The following is a 16,177-nucleotide window of genomic DNA, read 5'->3' as shown; positions in this document are numbered from 1 at the left end:
CTCTTGAGCTCACCACCTAGCAAGCAATGGAGGCTTCATGAAACTGATCGGCATGCTGGACTCGCCTTACGTACGCCGCGTGGCGATTTCCCTGGAGCTGTACGGCGTGGATTTCGTGCATGAACCGCTGTCGGTGTTTCGCACCTTCAACGAATTCGCGCAGATCAACCCGGTGGTCAAGGCCCCGACCCTGGTGCTGGACGATGGCACGGTGCTGATGGATTCCAGCCTGATCCTGGACTATCTGGAAACCCTCGCCCCGGCTGACAAGAAGCTGCTGCCCCAGCAGCCCGCCGCGCGCGCCCATGACTTGCATGTACTTGGGCTGGCGCTGGCGGCCTGTGAGAAGAGCGTGCAGATCGTGTATGAGCACAACCTGCGCCCGGCCGAGAAGCTGCATGAGCCTTGGCTTGAGCGTGTCAGCGGGCAATTGCTGGCGGCTTATTCGCTGCTGGACAAGCAACTGGCCGACAGCGAGGCGCTGACTCAGGCTTCGATTACAGCGGCGGTGGCCTGGTCGTTCAGCCAGTTCACCGTGGCGTCGGTGGTTGAGGCGGATGCGTTTCCCAACTTGAAGCGCCACGCCGAGCGCCTGGAGCAGCACCCGGTTTTCAAGAAGTACCCGATCGAATAAACACCGCCGTTCAACTGTGGGAGCTGGCTTGCCTGAGATAGCAGTGTGTCATTCAGCGCTGTAGTCGCTGACACACCGCCTTCGCAGGCAAGCCAGCTCCCACATTGCTCTCCTTCGTCCTCAGGTCCGTGTGCCTAGACCCAGCCGCCATCCACAATAAAGTTCTGTGCCGAACACATCGCCGACGCATCGGAAGCAAGAAACAACGCCATATTGGCGATGTGTTCAGGCAGCACACTGCCCGGCAAGCATTGGCTGCGGCTGATCAGTTCCCTGGCGGCATCGTCGACCCACATCGCCAGTTGTTTCTCTGTCATCACCCAACCCGGCACCAGCGTATTCACGCGGATGCGACTCGGCCCCAGTTCGCGAGCCAACGCGCGGGTCATGCCGTGGGCGGCGGCCTTGCTGGCGGCGTACACCGGGTAGCCGGCGGACGCCATCATCCAGCCGACCGAGCCGAGGTTGATGATCGAGCCGCTACCGGCGCTTTTCATCATGGGCACCACAGCCTTGGCTGCGAAGAAAGCGTGTTTGAGGTTGACGGAGATCAGCCTGTCGAACATTTCCGAGTCGACTTCTTCCAGGGTGTGACGCACGTCATTGGCGGCGTTGTTTACCAGCACGGTGATCGGCCCCAGCGAGTGTTCGAAACGAGCGATGGCGGCTTTGTAGGCAATCTCGTCGGTGATGTCGCAGTTCACGAACTCCACCGTGTGCCCGCGGGAACTGAGCAGCGCCGCGAGGCGTTCGCCCTGGCTTTGCGCGCGGTCGACAAAGCCCACCTTGGCGCCCTGGGCGGCGAAGGCCCGCACCATGAATTCGCCGATCCCTGAGGCCCCTCCGGAGATCAGGACGGTTTTGCCTTCAAGGTCGGGATACACGGCGTGTTGAGTACTCATAACATCTTGCCTCGCTCAATTAGTCTTATTTTATTTTGCAAAAACGGCTTTTAAGGCTATAAATTCGCTGTCCTACCGACAAAATATCGCTATTAGTAGAACTATTCCACTCAAAACAACAAAAGGAAGTTCGACCATGAAGCACCCTCGTTATCTGCTGTCAGGTCTCGCCATGTCCGTATTGATCGCCAGTGGCGGCGCCCACGCCGCAGGCCTCTCCAGTGAACACAAGCCTTTCGGTAAAACCAACGACGGCACCGCCGTCGAGCAGTACATCTTGCGCAACAGCCATGGCATGCAAGCCACGGTGATCACCTACGGCGGCGTGTTGCAGTCGCTGAAAGTGCCGGACAAAACCGGCAAGATCGACGACGTGGTGCTGGGCTTTGACGACGTGCAAGGCTACCAGGCCGGCACGGCGTTTTTCGGCGCGACCATCGGGCGCTTCGGCAACCGCTTGGCCGGCGGTGCCTTTGAGCTCGACGGCAAGCGCTTCCAGGTGCCGCTCAACGATGGTCCCAACTCACTGCATGGCGGCGCCCAGGGCTTCGACAAACAGGTGTGGAAGGCCGCACAGGTCAAGGGCAAGGACTCGGTCGGCGTGACCCTCACCTACCTGTCCAAGGACGGTGAAATGGGCTTTCCCGGCAACCTGAAAACCGAGGTCACCTACAGCCTCAACGAGAAAAACGAACTGCACATCGACTACAAGGCCACCACCGACAAACCCACGGTGCTCAACCTTACCAACCACAGCTATTTCAACCTCGCCGGTGCGGGGAATGGTGACATTCTCAAGCAGGTGGCGACCTTGCATGCCAGCCATTACACGCCGGTGAACGCCACCTTGATTCCAACCGGCGAAGTCGCGCCGGTGAAAGGCACGCCGATGGACTTCCTGAAACCGACGCCGATCGGTCAGCACATCAAGGAGGATCATCCACAGCTCAAATTCGCCGAGCCGAAACAGGGCGGGTTTGACTTCAACTGGGCACTCGATACCAAGGGTGACGTGAAACAGTTGGCTGCCGAGGTGCATGATCCTGAGTCGGGTCGGCGGTTGCAGCTCTACACCACAGAGCCCGGTGTGCAGTTCTATACCAGCAACTTCCTCGATGGTTCGGTGAAGGGCAAGGCTGGGAAGACGTATCTGCACTGGAGCGGTTTCACGTTGGAGACCCAGCATTTTCCGGATGCGCCTAATCAGCCGAAGTTTGCATCAACCCGCCTGAATCCAGGGCAGACCTACACCCAGAACACCGTCTTCAAGTTCTCCGCCGATTAAAACTGTGGGAGCTGGCTTACCGCTATCGCAGGCAAGCCAGCTCCCACATTTGGATCTTCACATGGCAAGGGTTCAGCGTTGCTTCATGCGGTCGATGACGACGGCCAGCAGCAGGATCGAGCCGCGAATCACGTACTGATAAAACGTGTCGATGTTCTTCAGGTTCATCGCATTCTCAATGATCGCCAAAATCAACACGCCGGCAATCACATGGCGAATCATGCCAACCCCACCACTCAACGACACCCCGCCCAACACACACGCCGAGATCACTGTCAGCTCAAAACCTTGGCCGATCATCGGCTGGCCGGAGGTCATGCGCGACGCCAGGATCACCCCGGCCAGGGCGCCGATCACACCGTGCACGGCAAATATCAGGATCTTGGTGCGATCAACGTTCACACCCGCCAGCAACGCCGCTTCCGGGTTGCCGCCGATGGCCATGGTGTTACGCCCATAGGTGGTGTAATTGAGCAGCCAGCCGAAAAACACGAAGCACAAAATGGTGATCAGGATCGGCACCGGTACGCCCAGCAGTTGGCCGTTACCGAAGATAAAGAACTGCTCCTCGGACACGCCCACCGCCTTGCCGTTGGCGAAGATATACGCCAGCCCGCGCACGATCTGCATGGTCGCCAAGGTGGTAATCAGCGCATTGACCCGCAGCTTGGCGATCACGATGCCATTGATCAGCCCCACCACCAGGCCCATCAGCAAGGCGGCGCCGATACCGAGCATGACGCTGTCGGTGTCGCGCATCACAATCGCCGCCACCACCCCGGCGCAGGCAATCACCGAGCCCACCGACAAGTCGAAGTGCCCCGACGCCAGGCAGAACAGCATGGTGCACGCGGCGATGCCCACGGTGGAAATCGCCAGGCCCAGGCCGCGCATGTTCAGCGGCGAGAGGAAGTTGTCGATGAGCAAGGCGCACAGCAGGAAGATGCTCACCGCGGCCAGCAGCATCGCCCAGTTGTCGAGCAGTGCGCGCATGTCCAGGGGTTTGCGTGCCGAGGGCAACGCGTTGTCTTGGGTTGTCATAGTCGTCTCTCAGTTCGCCAGGCTGCGCGGCAAAGCCAGTTGCAGCAGGTTGGATTCAGTCGCGTGCTCGCGGGTTTGTTCACCCCGCAGTGCGCCTTCGCACAGCACCAGGATGCGGTCGGAGATGCCCATCACTTCCATCAGGTCGCTGGACACCACAATGACTGCAATGCCTTGGGCGGCGAGGTTATGGATGATCTGGTAGATCTCGGCCTTGGCGCCGATGTCGATGCCACGGGTCGGCTCGTCCAGCAGCAGGACTTTCATCGGCATCGACAGCCAGCGACCCAGGATCGCCTTCTGCTGATTGCCGCCGGACAGGTACATGATCTTCTGCGCCGCGTTGGGCGTTTTGACCTTCATCGCCTTGATCTGCTGGTCGGCGTTGCCCTTCTCCCACCCCTCGCGCAACAGCCAGCCGAATCGGGAGTGGGTGCCGCGCGCGCTGATGTTGATGTTCTCGGCGACGCTGGACAGCGGGATGATGCCTTCCTTCTTGCGGTCTTCCGGGCACAGCAGCACGCCCGCGGCGATGGCATCGCGCGGTGAGCGCAGTTGCAGTGCTTGACCGCAGAGCTCCAGTTGACCGGCGCTCGCACGCTCCAAGCCGCTGAGCAAGCGGAACAACTCGGTACGCCCAGCCCCCACCAACCCGAACAGGCCGAGAATCTCGCCCTTGCGCACGTTGAAACTGATCGGCTCACGCAGGCCGGGACCGAGCAGGCTATCGACCTTGAGCGCGACCTCGCCGTGCTCACGCGGGCGGTAGTCGTAAATGTCCTGGATATCGCGCCCGACCATGCAGGTCACCAACTGGTCATGGGTCAGCGCGCTCATGTCCTCGAAGGTGCGCACGTAGCGACCGTCCTTGAATACCGTGACCGCGTTGCAGATGCGGAACACTTCCTCCATGCGGTGCGATACGTAGAGCACCACTTTGCCCTCATCGCGCAGCCGCGTGATGATCGCCATCAAGCGGTCGATCTCGCGCGCCGACAGGCTGCTGGTGGGTTCATCAAACGCGATCACATGGGCGCCACGGGACAGCGCCTTGGCGATTTCCACCAGTTGCCGTTGGCCCAGGGACAGGCGGCCGAGCTTCTCGGCAGGGTCGATTTCATCCGCCAGGCCCTTGAGGCAAGCCAAGGCCTGCTTGCGCAACAGTCCCCGATTGACCACCCCGAAACGCGACGGCAAATGCCCGAGGAACAAGTTCTCGGCCACCGTCATTTCGGGCACCAGGTGCAATTCCTGGTGGATCACCGCCACGCCGCTGGCAATGCTGTCCGCCGCGTTCTTGAACGCCATGGTCTGCTCGCCGATCTGCAGCGTGCCGCTGTTGGGAATGTAGGCGCCGCCGAGGATCTTCAGCAGCGTCGACTTGCCCGCGCCGTTCTCGCCCATCAAGGCGTGCACCTGCCCAGGGTGGGCGGTGAAGCTGATGCCATCCAGCGCCTTGACCCCGGGAAAGGTTTTGCCGATGCCGTCAAAACGCAGACTGGCCCCGGCAGTGTGTTGTTGTTCATTGACTTGCGCGTGCATAACCACCTCATCACACCGATCAGGCAGCCCCGTTGCCGGGGCTGCCGAGGAAAGCGAACTGCCTTATTTCCACAGGCCGATCTTTTCCAGTTCCTGCTTGAAGTTGTCGCGGGTGATCAGGGTCACTTCGTCCATGGCGGTGTACTTCGGCGGCTCGGTGCCTTTGGTGACCCACTCGTACATCATCAGCGCAGTGTTGTAACCCTCGATGTGCGGGCTAGGCAGCATCGAACCGAAGAAGCCGCTGTTGGCTTTCTTCAGTTCACCGATAGCGTCGGTGCCATTGATGCCGATGCCGATTACATTGGCGGCTTTGAAGCCCGCGCTTTCGGTCGCACGTACGCCGCCGAGTACGGTGTTGTCGTTCATGCCACCGATGATCAGGTTTTTCGCGCCGCTGGGCAGCTTGACCAGCGCCGAGTTGGTGGCGTCCATGCTGCCGGGTACGTCGAGGGTTTTAAGCGCAGCGGTGAGAATATGGTCGTCAGGAATGCCGGCCTCTTTCAGGGACTGGATCGATCCGTCGGTGCGTTTTTTACCGGTGTCGAGCTCGTTGAAGGTGTTGATCACCGCATAGGTGTCCTTCCAGTCCCAGCCGCGTTTTTTAGCTTCGGCGGCCATGGCGGCGCCTTGCTTTTGGCCGACTTCAAACGCGGCCATGCCCAGGTACGGCACGTCCTCCATAAAGGCGCCTTTGGCGTCGACGAAGCGGTCATCCACGGCAATCACTTTCAAGCCGTTGGCCTTGGCCTTGGCGACAATGGCCGGGCCCAGGGACACGTCCGGCGGGCAGATCACAAAGCCCTTGGCACCGTTGGCCGCCAGGCTGTCGATGGCCGAAAGGGTTTTTTCGCCGTCGGGCACGGCGATCTTGATCACGGTGAAGCCATGCTCCTTGCCGGCTTTTTCGGCAAAGGCCCATTCGGTCTGGAACCAAGGCTCTTCAGCCTGCTTGACCAGAAAACCGATCTTCACTTCCTCAGCGGCCAGCAGCAGCCCGCTCAGGCTCATGGCCGAGACCGCCACAGCGGCGCAGCACAGGGAACGCAAACCTCGACGACGATTCATACGGGTGACTCCTTGTTGTTGTTTTTAAAATCGGGATTTAGCCGGCAAAGCGGTGACAGGGTTTGCCTGGCACGTCGACCTCAATGGCCAATACCGCGCCGTCCAAAGGGTGATCCAATGGGCTGGCGGCACTGGTGATATAGAGGGTGGTGAGGTTCGGGCCACCAAATACGCAACTGGTGGGGCGGCTCACGGGCAACTCGATGATGCGGTCCACTTCACCTTCGGGCGTGAGGCGCAGCAGGCAACTGCCGTCCCAGCGCGCATTCCAGATACAGCCTTCGACGTCCATGGCCGAGCCGTCCGGCCCGCCACGTTCATGTGGGCCGAACCAGACGTGTGCGGGCTCGAGTTGGCCGTTCGGCAGAATCCCATGCCGGTACAGCGTGCCCTCCATGCTGTCGCCAAAATGCACATGGCGGCCGTCATCACTCCACAGCAAGGTGTTGGGAATGCCCAGGCCACTCAGCAACGGCGTGACCTGCGCATCGGCATCAATGCGAAACAGGCCGCCGGAGCGTCGGGTGATGGGCAGGTCTTCGCCCTGCTCGCCAATGTTGTTCTGCATAGTGCCCAGCCACAGGCGGCCCTGGGCATCGCAGCGCGCTTCATTGCCACGGTTGCCCGATTGCGGGTCGGCCACACACAGCAAGGTCAAGGCTTCGGTGACCAGGTCCAGGCGGTACACGCCGCTGCTCAAGGTCACCACGGCATCGCCGCTTTCACACGGGATAAACGCCGAGACATGCTCGGGCAATTGCCAGACCTGTAACTGCCCGTCCATCAGGCGCAATGCCTGTTTGCCGGCAATGTTGACCCAGTACAGGGCCTGGGTGGGCACGTCCCAGAACGGGCCCTCCCCCAATTGCGCACGGTGCGCGGTGACGGCGCTCAGCGACATGAAACCTCCTGGTTCATTGTTGTTTACAGCGCGTCGCGCGAAGGCGTGCCATCCACGAGCCGCTGGATACGCAACGGGTTAGCGTTTTTCAACGCGTCGGGCAGCAGGCTATCAGGGTAATTCTGGAAGCACACCGGGCGCAGGAAACGGTCGATGGCCAGGGTGCCGACCGAGGTGCCACGCGCATCGGACGTCGCGGGGTACGGTCCGCCGTGCACCATCGAATCGCAGACTTCCACACCGGTCGGGTAGCCGTTGAGCAGGATGCGCCCGACTTTCTGTTCGAGCAGTGGCGTGAGTTCGGCGAACTGTTGCAGGTCTGCCGGCTCGCCAATGATCGTCGCCGTCAATTGACCGTGCAGGCCATGTAAGGCAGCGCTGAGTTGGGCCTGGTCGGCGACCTCGACAAATACCGTGGTGGGACCGAACACTTCTTCTTGCAGCACTTCATCGCCGTCGATCAACAGGCGCACATCGGCCTTGAACAATTGCGGGTGTGCCTGGTTACCGGCCTGGGCACTGCCCGCCAGGTGCTGGATGCCGGGGTGCGCCAGCAGTTTTTCCAGGCCTTTGCCGTAGCTGCCCAGGGTGCCGGCGTTGAGCATGGTCTGCGTCGGTTGTTCACCGATTAGTTGCGCAACCTGTTGAGTAAACGCCGTGAATGCAGGCGAAGCGATACCGATCACCAGGCCTGGGTTGGTGCAGAACTGGCCGCAGCCTTGCACCACCGAGGCGGTCAGGTCACGCGCAACACTTTCAGCCCGTGCTGTGAGAGCCTGGGGCAGCACGATCACCGGGTTGATGCTCGACATCTCGGCAAACACCGGGATCGGCTGCGCACGTGCCGCTGCCATGTCGCACAAGGCGCGCCCGCCCTTGAGCGAACCCGTGAAGCCTACGGCCTGGATCGCCGGGTGCTTGACCAGCGCTTCACCGACGCCACCGCCGAAGATCATATTGAACACGCCGGCCGGCATCTCGGTGGTTTCGGCCGCCCGAATGATCGCATCGGCCACCCGCTCGGCGGTCGCCATATGCCCACTATGCGCCTTGAAGACGACCGGGCAGCCCGCCGCCAGTGCGGCTGCGGTGTCGCCGCCCGCCGTGGAAAAGGCCAGGGGAAAGTTGCTAGCGCCGAACACAGCAACCGGCCCGAGGCCGATGCGGTATTGGCGCAAATCCGGGCGTGGCATCGGCTGGCGATCCGGCAGCGCCTTGTCGATGCGCGCGCCGTAGAAATCACCGCGACGCAGCACGGTCGCGAACAGGCGCATCTGGCCGCTGGTGCGCCCACGCTCGCCCTTGATACGCGCAGCCGGCAGCGCGGTTTCGCGGCAGACCAGCTCGACAAAGTCATCGCCCAACGCATCCAGCTCATCGGCAATCGCATCGAGGAACTGCGCGCGGCGCGCCGCACTCAAGGCACGGTACGCAGGGTAAGCCTGCGCGGCAGCCTTGGCGGCGGCGTCGACTTCTTCCGGGGTCGCCTGGTAGAAATCCTGGGGCAAGGCTTCGCCAGTGGCAGCATCGACGCTTTGCAGTTTGACGCTGCCGTTGGCGCTGCGCTGGCCGCCGATGTAGTTGTGGCCGAGGAACTGGGTCATGGGGTTCTCCATTAAAGGGTGATGACGTGGCCGGGTTCGAATGCCGCATCGCTGCTGCCGACGCTGTTGATCAATGGCGCGCCGAACTCGGCTTGGCTGATCTCAAACACATCGCCCGGTTGAGTACGTATACCGTCGGCGAATGACAAGGTGGCGGTGCCGAAAAAGTGGATATGCACATCGCCGGGCTTGAGGAACTGGCGGTATTTGAAGTGGTGATACTCGAGATTTTCCAGGCTGTGGCACATATTGGCCTCGCCGCTGAGGAATTCGTTCCGCCAGATTTCCTCACCGTTACGCAGGAGGCGACTGGTGCCCGCCAGGTGCTGGGGCAACTCGCCCACGCGCAACTCGGGGCCGTAGCTGCAACTGCGCAGCTTGGAGTGGGCCAGGTACAGGTAATTCTTGCGCTCCATGATGTGGTCGGAGAATTCGTTGCCCACCGCAAAACCCACACGGTAGGGCTTGCTGTCCGGACCGATCACGTACAGACCGCCGATCTCCGGTTCTTCGCCGGCATCTTCGGCAAACGGTGGCACCGGGAAGGCGGCGCCTGGGCGCACGACGATGCTGCCGTCACCTTTATAGAACCACTCCGGTTGCACGCCCGCCTGACCCGCTGCTGGCTTGCCGCCCTCCACGCCCCATTTGAAGATGCGCATGGTATCGGTCAGTGCCGTTTCATCGCCGGCCTGGTGCATTTTGTCCCGCGCCGAGGCGCTGCCCAAGTGGGTCAGGCCGGTACCGCTGATCAACATGTGCGCCGGGTCCGGGTGATCCAGCGGCGGCAGGATTTTCAGCTCGGCCAGCAGTGCGGCGTAGTCGTGGCTGTCGCCCAGACCGAGGCTGTTCACCTGTTGTGCCAGGCCGACGCCCGCTTCGATGGCGGCCAGGGCCAATTCGCGCACACTGCGCGCCGTCTGGACTTCGCGCAGGCTGTCGCCCTCTACAACGCCGACCCGACGCTCGCCATTGCTTAACTCGAACTGAACTAAACGCATGAAACTTCTCCCAGATTAAGTACGTGTCGCGCCACGGGCACTGGCGGCGAATTGGTCGGCAGGCAGCACATGCTTGCGCTCCAGCAAGCGGTAGACCACAAAGGTCAAGACCAGCCCGAACAGCATCACCCCGGACAAAAAGTACAGGCCCGATGCCAGGTTGCCGGTGTATTCCTTGAGCGCGCCGATCACGAACGGGCCGATGTAGCCGCCGAGGTTGCCAACCGAGTTGATCAACGCAATGCCCGCCGCTGCACTGGCGCCAGCAAAAAACCGACCCGGCAAGGTCCAGAACACCGCCGTGCAAGAAAACATCGCGAACGCCGCCAGGCACAGCGCCGCCATTTGCAGCACCGGCACGCTCAGCCAGGCGCTGAAGAACAGGCCGATGGCACCGAGTACATAAAGCACCGCCAGGTGGCCGTAGCGGTCGTTCAAACGGTCGGAGCTGCGCGGGATGATCAGCAGGCCGATGATGCCGAAGATATACGGCACGGCGGAGATGAAGCCGGTGGTCAAATCACTGCCACCGAATTGTTTGATCAACGTCGGCAACCACAGGCCCAGGCCATAAATGCTCAGGGTCACCGGCAGATAGAACAGCGCCAGCAGCAACACCCGCTTGTCTTTCAAGGCATGCAGCGGGTTGCCGTGGCGGGTCTGGCCGTAGGCTTGCAAGTCTTTGTTCAACTCGCCGGCGAGCCAGGCTTTTTCCTCCTCACTCATCCATTTGACGTGCTTGGGGCCGTCCGGCAGGTAGCGCAGCACCGGCCAGGTGAGCAGAATCGCCGGGCTGCCGATCACGATAAACAGCCACTGCCAGCCGTGCAGACCAAGAATGCCGTCCATGCCTAGTAGGCCGCCGGACACCGGGCCGGTGATCATCATTGCGATGGGTTGCGACAGGATAAACAGCCCGAGGATCTTGCCGCGATGGCGCACCGGGAACCATTGAGTGATGTAGTAGAGAACGCCCGGAAAGAATCCCGCTTCCGCCGCGCCAAGCAGAAAGCGCATCACATAGAAGCTGTGTGGGCCCTGCACAAAGGCCATGCCGATGGTGATGGCGCCCCAGGTGATCATGATCCGCGCAAACCAGCGCCGCGCGCCGAAGCGGTCGAGCATCAGGTTGCTGGGGATCTCGAAAAGGAAGTAGCCAATAAAGAACAACCCCGCGCCCAGGCCATAGGCGGCGTCGCCAATACCGACGTCGGCGCCCATGTGCAATTTGGCAAAGCCCACGGCGGAGCGGTCTACGTAGGCGATCAGGTACAGCAGGATCAGGAAGGGAATCAGTTTCAGCGTAATGCGCCGAATAAGCCGCAGTTCCTGGCTCATGGGGGTCGATCTCCGATTGTTGTTTTTATAGAAGCTCGGGGGACGCCTCTCGCGAAATTCCGCCAGGGTCATACCTCAGTTAAGCCAAACTATATAGTAGGACTATTTACAAAACAACTCTTCCAAAGCATCGATTTTGCGCTTATGTTTAGGCACAGATAGAACATATAGTCATACAATAAGAGAATCGATCATGTCTGATAAAAAGCCCGGCCTACGCTCCGCCCAGTGGTTTGGTACTGCCGACAAAAACGGCTTCATGTACCGCAGCTGGATGAAGAACCAGGGCATTGCCGACCATCAGTTCCATGGCAAGCCAATCATCGGCATCTGCAACACGTGGTCGGAGCTGACGCCGTGCAACGCGCATTTCCGCCAGATCGCCGACCACGTCAAACGCGGCGTGATCGAGGCCGGTGGCTTCCCCGTGGAATTCCCGGTGTTCTCCAACGGCGAATCCAACCTGCGCCCCACCGCGATGCTCACCCGCAACCTGGCGAGCATGGACGTGGAAGAAGCCATTCGCGGCAACCCGATTGACGGTGTGGTGCTGCTGACCGGCTGCGACAAAACCACCCCGGCCTTGCTGATGGGCGCCGCCAGTTGCGACGTGCCGGCCATCGTGGTCACCGGTGGGCCGATGCTCAATGGCAAGCACAAGGGCCAGGACATTGGCTCGGGCACGGTGGTGTGGCAGCTCAGCGAACAGGTCAAGGCCGGCACCATTACGCTGGATGATTTCCTCGCGGCCGAGGGCGGCATGTCGCGTTCGGCGGGCACCTGCAACACCATGGGTACCGCGTCGACCATGGCCTGTATGGCCGAGGCACTCGGTACTTCCCTGCCCCACAACGCGGCGATTCCGGCGGTGGATGCACGGCGTTATGTGCTGGCGCATATGTCGGGCATGCGCGCGGTAGAGATGGTGCGCGAAGACTTGAAGCTGTCGAAGATCCTCACCAAAGAAGCGTTTGAAAATGCGATCCGCGTGAATGCCGCCATCGGCGGTTCGACCAACGCGGTGATTCACTTGAAAGCCATCGCCGGGCGCATCGGCGTTGAATTGGACCTGGATGACTGGACCCGCATGGGCCGTGGCATGCCGACCATCGTCGACCTGCAACCGTCCGGGCGCTTCCTGATGGAAGAGTTCTACTACGCCGGTGGCCTGCCCGCCGTGCTGCGTCGCCTCGGTGAAGCCAACCTGATCCCGCACCCGAACGCCCTGACCGTGAACGGCAAGTCCCTGGGCGAGAACACCAAGGACTCGCCGATCTACGGCCAGGATGAAGTGATCCGCACCCTCGACAACCCGATCCGCGCTGACGGCGGCATCTGCGTATTGCGCGGTAACCTGGCGCCACTCGGCGCGGTCCTCAAGCCGTCCGCCGCCAGCCCGGCGTTGATGCAGCACCGTGGCCGCGCCGTGGTGTTCGAAAACTTCGACATGTACAAGGCACGCATCAACGACCCCGAGCTGGACGTGGACGCCAACTCGATCCTGGTCATGAAAAACTGCGGCCCCAAGGGTTACCCAGGCATGGCCGAGGTCGGCAACATGGGCCTGCCGGCCAAGCTGCTGGCCCAGGGTGTGACGGATATGGTGCGGATTTCCGACGCGCGCATGAGCGGCACGGCCTACGGCACGGTGGTGTTGCACGTGGCCCCGGAAGCCGCTGCCGGCGGACCGTTAGCCACCGTGAAGGAAGGCGACTGGATCGAACTCGACTGCGCCAATGGCCGTTTGCACCTGGACATCCCCGACGCAGAGCTGGCGGCGCGCATGGCAGACCTTGCGCCACCTGAAAAGCTCATCGTCGGCGGCTATCGCCAGCTGTACATCGACCATGTGCTGCAGGCCGACCAGGGTTGCGACTTTGACTTCCTGGTAGGTTGCCGAGGCGCGGAAGTCCCACGGCATTCCCACTAAGTGGGATGCTATGATGCCGCGAATTTAAGTCAGAGCATCTCTCCCGTTATGGATCACCAGCCGCCCAAGCCGCGCAAGAGCCAGCATGCCCAGATCGTTCAAGACTTGGGCATGCACATCGTTTCCGGTCGCTTCAAGCCCGAAGAACGGCTGCCCATGGAGGCCACGCTCTGCGAGGAGTACAAGGTCAGCCGCTCGGTGTTGCGTGAGGCTACGCGGGTACTCAGCGCCAAGGGCCTGGTGTATTCCAAGCCACGGGTGGGCGCGGTGGTGCGACCACGGTTGAAATGGCACCTGCTCGACCCGGACGTGTTGTCCTGGTTGATGCAGTCCACGCCCCACAGCGAGTTCTTCAACACGTTGGCCGGTGTGCGGCGCATCCTTGAACCGGAAATCGCGGCCATGGCCGCGACTACCGCCACCGATGAAGACATCGCCACCATCGAAAAAGCCTACGCAGGCATGGAAACCGCGAAGACCCACGAAGACCTGTTGCAGGCCGACCTGGACTTCCACCGCGCCATTGCCGACGCCACCCGCAACGACCTGCTCGCGTATATGTGCAACATGCTGTCGTTGCCGCTGCGCGAGTCGATCAACATCACCAACCGCCGCCCGGATATCCAGGGTTTGAGCCTGCCCCGGCACAAGGCGATCCTCACCGCGATCCAGAACCGCGACGCCCTTGGGGCGCGGCATGCGTCGCTGGTGCAGTTGGATGACACGCGGGTGGCGTTGGATACGGTGATGAATGTATTGACCCCGCTTTAAAGCGGGGCCGTTGCTCAGGAGTTACAAGGTGTAGGCGATGCCCACCTGCACCGTGCGTGGCGCGCCTGGGTAGGCGTAGAAGTTACCGAACGCACCCTCTTCAAAGTCGCGATTGAACAAGTTCTTCACATCCAGGTTGAGCCGGACTTTTTCGTTGACCTTGTAGTAACCGAGCAGATCGACCACGGTGTAGGCGTCCATCGTAAACGGGGTGTTGGAGGTCTGGCCGACACGCTCATCGACGTATTTCGCTCCCGCGCCCAGCCCAAGTCCTTTGAGACTGCCATCCTGGAATTCGTAGACGTTCAGCAGACTGAAGCTGTTGCGCGGGATGTTGGCCAGGTGCGAGCCAACACGGAGGGTGTTGTCCTTGGTCACTGCTGCGTCCACATAGGCATAGCCACCGATCACGCGCCACTCTGGAGTAAGGTTGCCGGCGACGTTCAAGTCGAAACCACGGCTGCGTACTTGGCCCGCTGCGACCTTGAAGGTGGCGGTGGGGTCCGCAGGATCGGTGGTCAGCACATTCTTTTTGTCGATCTGGTAAATCGCAGCGTCGACACTCAACTGGTGATCCAGCGCTTCCCACTTAATGCCCATTTCATACGACTTGCCTTTCTCCGGTTCAAAGCCTTCACCTGTGCGGGCGGCGCCAGTATTGGGCTTGAATGAACGCGCTGCATCGGCGTACACGGCAAGCGAGTCGGTCAGGTCGTAGATCACTCCAACCCGTGGTGTTACGGCGTTATCGCTGGCTTCCCAGTTTTTTGTACCCGGCACATAGCTCTCGTACTGGTGCTCAAAACGCTCGAAACGCGCGCCAGCCAATACTTTCAGACGCTCGGTCAGGGCGACTTGATCCTGAACAAAGGCTGCGTAGGTCTTGAGGTTTTCCTTGTCATGGGTAGGCGTGCTGGTGAGCGCAGGACGCGGCTTTCCATAGACTGGGTTGAAAATATCACTGGTGTAGGAAGCGGACGAACGCTGGATGATCGACTTGTAGTCGTAATCTTCAAACTCGACGCCCGTGAGCAAAGTGTGATCGAACCCACCCGTGGAAAAATGCCCGGTGAGGTTGAGCTGGGTGTCCTTGTCCGTCCACTCCAGCTTGCGGTAGTTAAAATTGCGGTTGAGCGTGTGCCCGTCAGCAGCCAAGCTATTGGCTTCAATCGCGTTGCCTTGCAACGTACCGTCGAGCCATTGGAAACCGCCGCCCAGGGTCCAGTTTTCATTGAGCAGATGCTCGAAACGCAGCTGTGCCATGCTGTTGTCGTTGTGCAATTTACCAACGTCTTTATCACCCCAGAAGGTATCGCGGGACGCCGTGCCTTTCTGAGTGGCGAAGCGGGTCAAGCCACGATCCAGCGGGTGGTTGTTGCGCATGAAGTCACCTTCGAAGATCAGCTTAGTGTCATCGGTGGCTTGCCAGGTGATCACCGGGGTCACGCCGTAGCGCTCGGTTTCCACATGGTCACGGAAGGTGTCACCGCCCTCACCCACCACGTTCAGGCGATAGGCCAGGCGGCCCTCCTCATCCAACGGGCCGGAGGCATCCAGGGTGCCGCGCTTCATGCCTTGATCATCCAACTGGCTGCCTAATGTGACCGTGCGTTCGGCCAGCGGTTGCTTGGAGACCACGTTGAAGGTGCCGCCAGGATCGCCACGGCCGTAGAGCATGGTCGCCGGACCGCGCAGCACTTCCAGGCGCTCGATGGTGTTGGCGTCCGGCATATTTGGGTAGCCACGGTTGATCGGGAAACCATTGCGGTAGAACTCGCCGGTGGTAAAGCCGCGCACGGTAAACGTGGTCAGGCCCTGCCCGCCGAAGTTGTTGGCGCGGCCGACACCGCCGGCGTAGTCCAGCGCGTCCTGCAAACGGGTGGCGCCGATGTCCTCGACCACATCTTTGGACACCACGGTGATGGACTGCGGCGTTTCATGAATCGAGGTATCCGTACGCGTCGCGCTCGCCGAGCGGGTGGCGTGGTAGCCCTGCACCGGCCCCTGCGCGGTTTCATAGTCGGCAGTGCCGGTGATGCTGGTGGTTTGCAGCTCGATGCCGGTTTTTTCAACCGGCTCGACCGCTGCCCAACTCAACGGGGAAAACGCCTGAAGCACACACATTGAAAGCAGGGTACGACGCATGGGAATGACCTAGTA

The 16,177-nt window shown here is 61.1% G+C and carries 13 protein-coding genes; 4 read left to right on the top strand and 9 right to left on the bottom strand.

Annotated features, from left to right (window positions below):
• The first annotated feature begins 37 nt into the window (after positions 1 to 37).
• Complete coding sequence (locus HU722_RS11950; protein ID WP_065876232.1) at positions 38 to 634, top strand: glutathione S-transferase family protein; 597 nt, start codon at positions 38 to 40, stop codon at positions 632 to 634.
• A 134-nt stretch (positions 635 to 768) separates the two neighbouring features.
• Here the strand turns inward: HU722_RS11950 and HU722_RS11945 are convergent, their stop codons facing one another.
• The gene (locus tag HU722_RS11945) at positions 769 to 1,536 is read right to left on the bottom strand and encodes an SDR family NAD(P)-dependent oxidoreductase (protein WP_065876233.1); all 768 of its coding nucleotides are present in this window, start codon (positions 1,534 to 1,536) and stop codon (positions 769 to 771) included.
• Between the two features lie 136 nt (positions 1,537 to 1,672).
• Between HU722_RS11945 and HU722_RS11940 the strand changes: the two genes are divergently transcribed.
• Positions 1,673 to 2,821, top strand: a complete 1,149-nt coding sequence (locus HU722_RS11940; protein WP_065876234.1) for an aldose epimerase family protein — start codon at positions 1,673 to 1,675, stop codon at positions 2,819 to 2,821.
• 72 nt (positions 2,822 to 2,893) lie between these two features.
• Here HU722_RS11940 and araH read toward each other — a convergent pair whose 3' ends face one another.
• From araH to HU722_RS11905, 7 genes are all read right to left on the bottom strand, one after another.
• On the bottom strand, positions 2,894 to 3,862 hold the full coding sequence (gene araH / locus HU722_RS11935) for an L-arabinose ABC transporter permease AraH (protein WP_065876235.1): 969 nt from the start codon (positions 3,860 to 3,862) through the stop codon (positions 2,894 to 2,896).
• Positions 3,863 to 3,871: 9 nt separating this feature from the next.
• The gene (gene araG / locus HU722_RS11930) at positions 3,872 to 5,404 is read right to left on the bottom strand and encodes an L-arabinose ABC transporter ATP-binding protein AraG (protein WP_065876236.1); all 1,533 of its coding nucleotides are present in this window, start codon (positions 5,402 to 5,404) and stop codon (positions 3,872 to 3,874) included.
• Between the two features lie 63 nt (positions 5,405 to 5,467).
• Entirely contained in the window at positions 5,468 to 6,472 is a 1,005-nt protein-coding gene (locus HU722_RS11925) for a substrate-binding domain-containing protein (protein WP_049708850.1), read from the bottom strand.
• Between the two features lie 37 nt (positions 6,473 to 6,509).
• Entirely contained in the window at positions 6,510 to 7,373 is an 864-nt protein-coding gene (locus HU722_RS11920; RefSeq protein ID WP_065876237.1) for an SMP-30/gluconolactonase/LRE family protein, read from the bottom strand.
• Between the two features lie 23 nt (positions 7,374 to 7,396).
• Positions 7,397 to 8,977 (bottom strand): aldehyde dehydrogenase (NADP(+)), encoded by a 1,581-nt coding sequence (locus tag HU722_RS11915; RefSeq protein ID WP_065889372.1) that lies wholly within the window; start codon positions 8,975 to 8,977, stop codon positions 7,397 to 7,399.
• Positions 8,978 to 8,988: 11 nt separating this feature from the next.
• On the bottom strand, positions 8,989 to 9,978 hold the full coding sequence (araD1, locus tag HU722_RS11910) for an AraD1 family protein (protein ID WP_065876239.1): 990 nt from the start codon (positions 9,976 to 9,978) through the stop codon (positions 8,989 to 8,991).
• Positions 9,979 to 9,993: 15 nt separating this feature from the next.
• The gene (locus HU722_RS11905; protein WP_065876240.1) at positions 9,994 to 11,316 is read right to left on the bottom strand and encodes an MFS transporter; all 1,323 of its coding nucleotides are present in this window, start codon (positions 11,314 to 11,316) and stop codon (positions 9,994 to 9,996) included.
• Positions 11,317 to 11,509: 193 nt separating this feature from the next.
• Between HU722_RS11905 and HU722_RS11900 the strand changes: the two genes are divergently transcribed.
• Both HU722_RS11900 and HU722_RS11895 read left to right on the top strand, forming a co-directional pair.
• Positions 11,510 to 13,246 carry an IlvD/Edd family dehydratase gene (locus tag HU722_RS11900; RefSeq protein WP_065881437.1) on the top strand — a complete coding sequence of 579 codons (1,737 nt, stop codon included), beginning with the start codon at positions 11,510 to 11,512 and terminating at the stop codon, positions 13,244 to 13,246.
• A gap of 48 nt (positions 13,247 to 13,294) precedes the next feature.
• The gene (locus HU722_RS11895) at positions 13,295 to 14,017 is read left to right on the top strand and encodes a FadR/GntR family transcriptional regulator (protein ID WP_049708856.1); all 723 of its coding nucleotides are present in this window, start codon (positions 13,295 to 13,297) and stop codon (positions 14,015 to 14,017) included.
• A 21-nt stretch (positions 14,018 to 14,038) separates the two neighbouring features.
• Here HU722_RS11895 and HU722_RS11890 read toward each other — a convergent pair whose 3' ends face one another.
• Positions 14,039 to 16,162 (bottom strand): TonB-dependent siderophore receptor, encoded by a 2,124-nt coding sequence (locus HU722_RS11890; protein ID WP_065876242.1) that lies wholly within the window; start codon positions 16,160 to 16,162, stop codon positions 14,039 to 14,041.
• Positions 16,163 to 16,177 lie beyond the last annotated feature (15 nt).

Origin of the sequence: Pseudomonas tritici (assembly GCF_014268275.3) — a bacterium.
In the GTDB taxonomy this organism is placed as follows: Bacteria; Pseudomonadota; Gammaproteobacteria; order Pseudomonadales; family Pseudomonadaceae; genus Aquipseudomonas; species Aquipseudomonas tritici.
The sequence above is the reverse complement of the archived record's forward strand: the minus strand, read 5'-3'. Positions and strand labels throughout refer to the sequence as shown.

What these genes read in the sequence shown, in the direction of transcription:
- HU722_RS11950 (WP_065876232.1), top strand. Translation starts at nt 38, where the DNA reads ATGAAACTGATCGGCATGCTGGACTCGCCTTACGTACGCCGCGTGGCG.
- HU722_RS11945 (WP_065876233.1), bottom strand. Translation starts at nt 1,536, where the DNA reads ATGAGTACTCAACACGCCGTGTATCCCGACCTTGAAGGCAAAACCGTC.
- HU722_RS11940 (WP_065876234.1), top strand. Translation starts at nt 1,673, where the DNA reads ATGAAGCACCCTCGTTATCTGCTGTCAGGTCTCGCCATGTCCGTATTG.
- araH (WP_065876235.1), bottom strand. Translation starts at nt 3,862, where the DNA reads ATGACAACCCAAGACAACGCGTTGCCCTCGGCACGCAAACCCCTGGAC.
- araG (WP_065876236.1), bottom strand. Translation starts at nt 5,404, where the DNA reads ATGCACGCGCAAGTCAATGAACAACAACACACTGCCGGGGCCAGTCTG.
- HU722_RS11925 (WP_049708850.1), bottom strand. Translation starts at nt 6,472, where the DNA reads ATGAATCGTCGTCGAGGTTTGCGTTCCCTGTGCTGCGCCGCTGTGGCG.
- HU722_RS11920 (WP_065876237.1), bottom strand. Translation starts at nt 7,373, where the DNA reads ATGTCGCTGAGCGCCGTCACCGCGCACCGTGCGCAATTGGGGGAGGGC.
- HU722_RS11915 (WP_065889372.1), bottom strand. Translation starts at nt 8,977, where the DNA reads ATGACCCAGTTCCTCGGCCACAACTACATCGGCGGCCAGCGCAGCGCC.
- araD1 (WP_065876239.1), bottom strand. Translation starts at nt 9,978, where the DNA reads ATGCGTTTAGTTCAGTTCGAGTTAAGCAATGGCGAGCGTCGGGTCGGC.
- HU722_RS11905 (WP_065876240.1), bottom strand. Translation starts at nt 11,316, where the DNA reads ATGAGCCAGGAACTGCGGCTTATTCGGCGCATTACGCTGAAACTGATT.
- HU722_RS11900 (WP_065881437.1), top strand. Translation starts at nt 11,510, where the DNA reads ATGTCTGATAAAAAGCCCGGCCTACGCTCCGCCCAGTGGTTTGGTACT.
- HU722_RS11895 (WP_049708856.1), top strand. Translation starts at nt 13,295, where the DNA reads ATGGATCACCAGCCGCCCAAGCCGCGCAAGAGCCAGCATGCCCAGATC.
- HU722_RS11890 (WP_065876242.1), bottom strand. Translation starts at nt 16,162, where the DNA reads ATGCGTCGTACCCTGCTTTCAATGTGTGTGCTTCAGGCGTTTTCCCCG.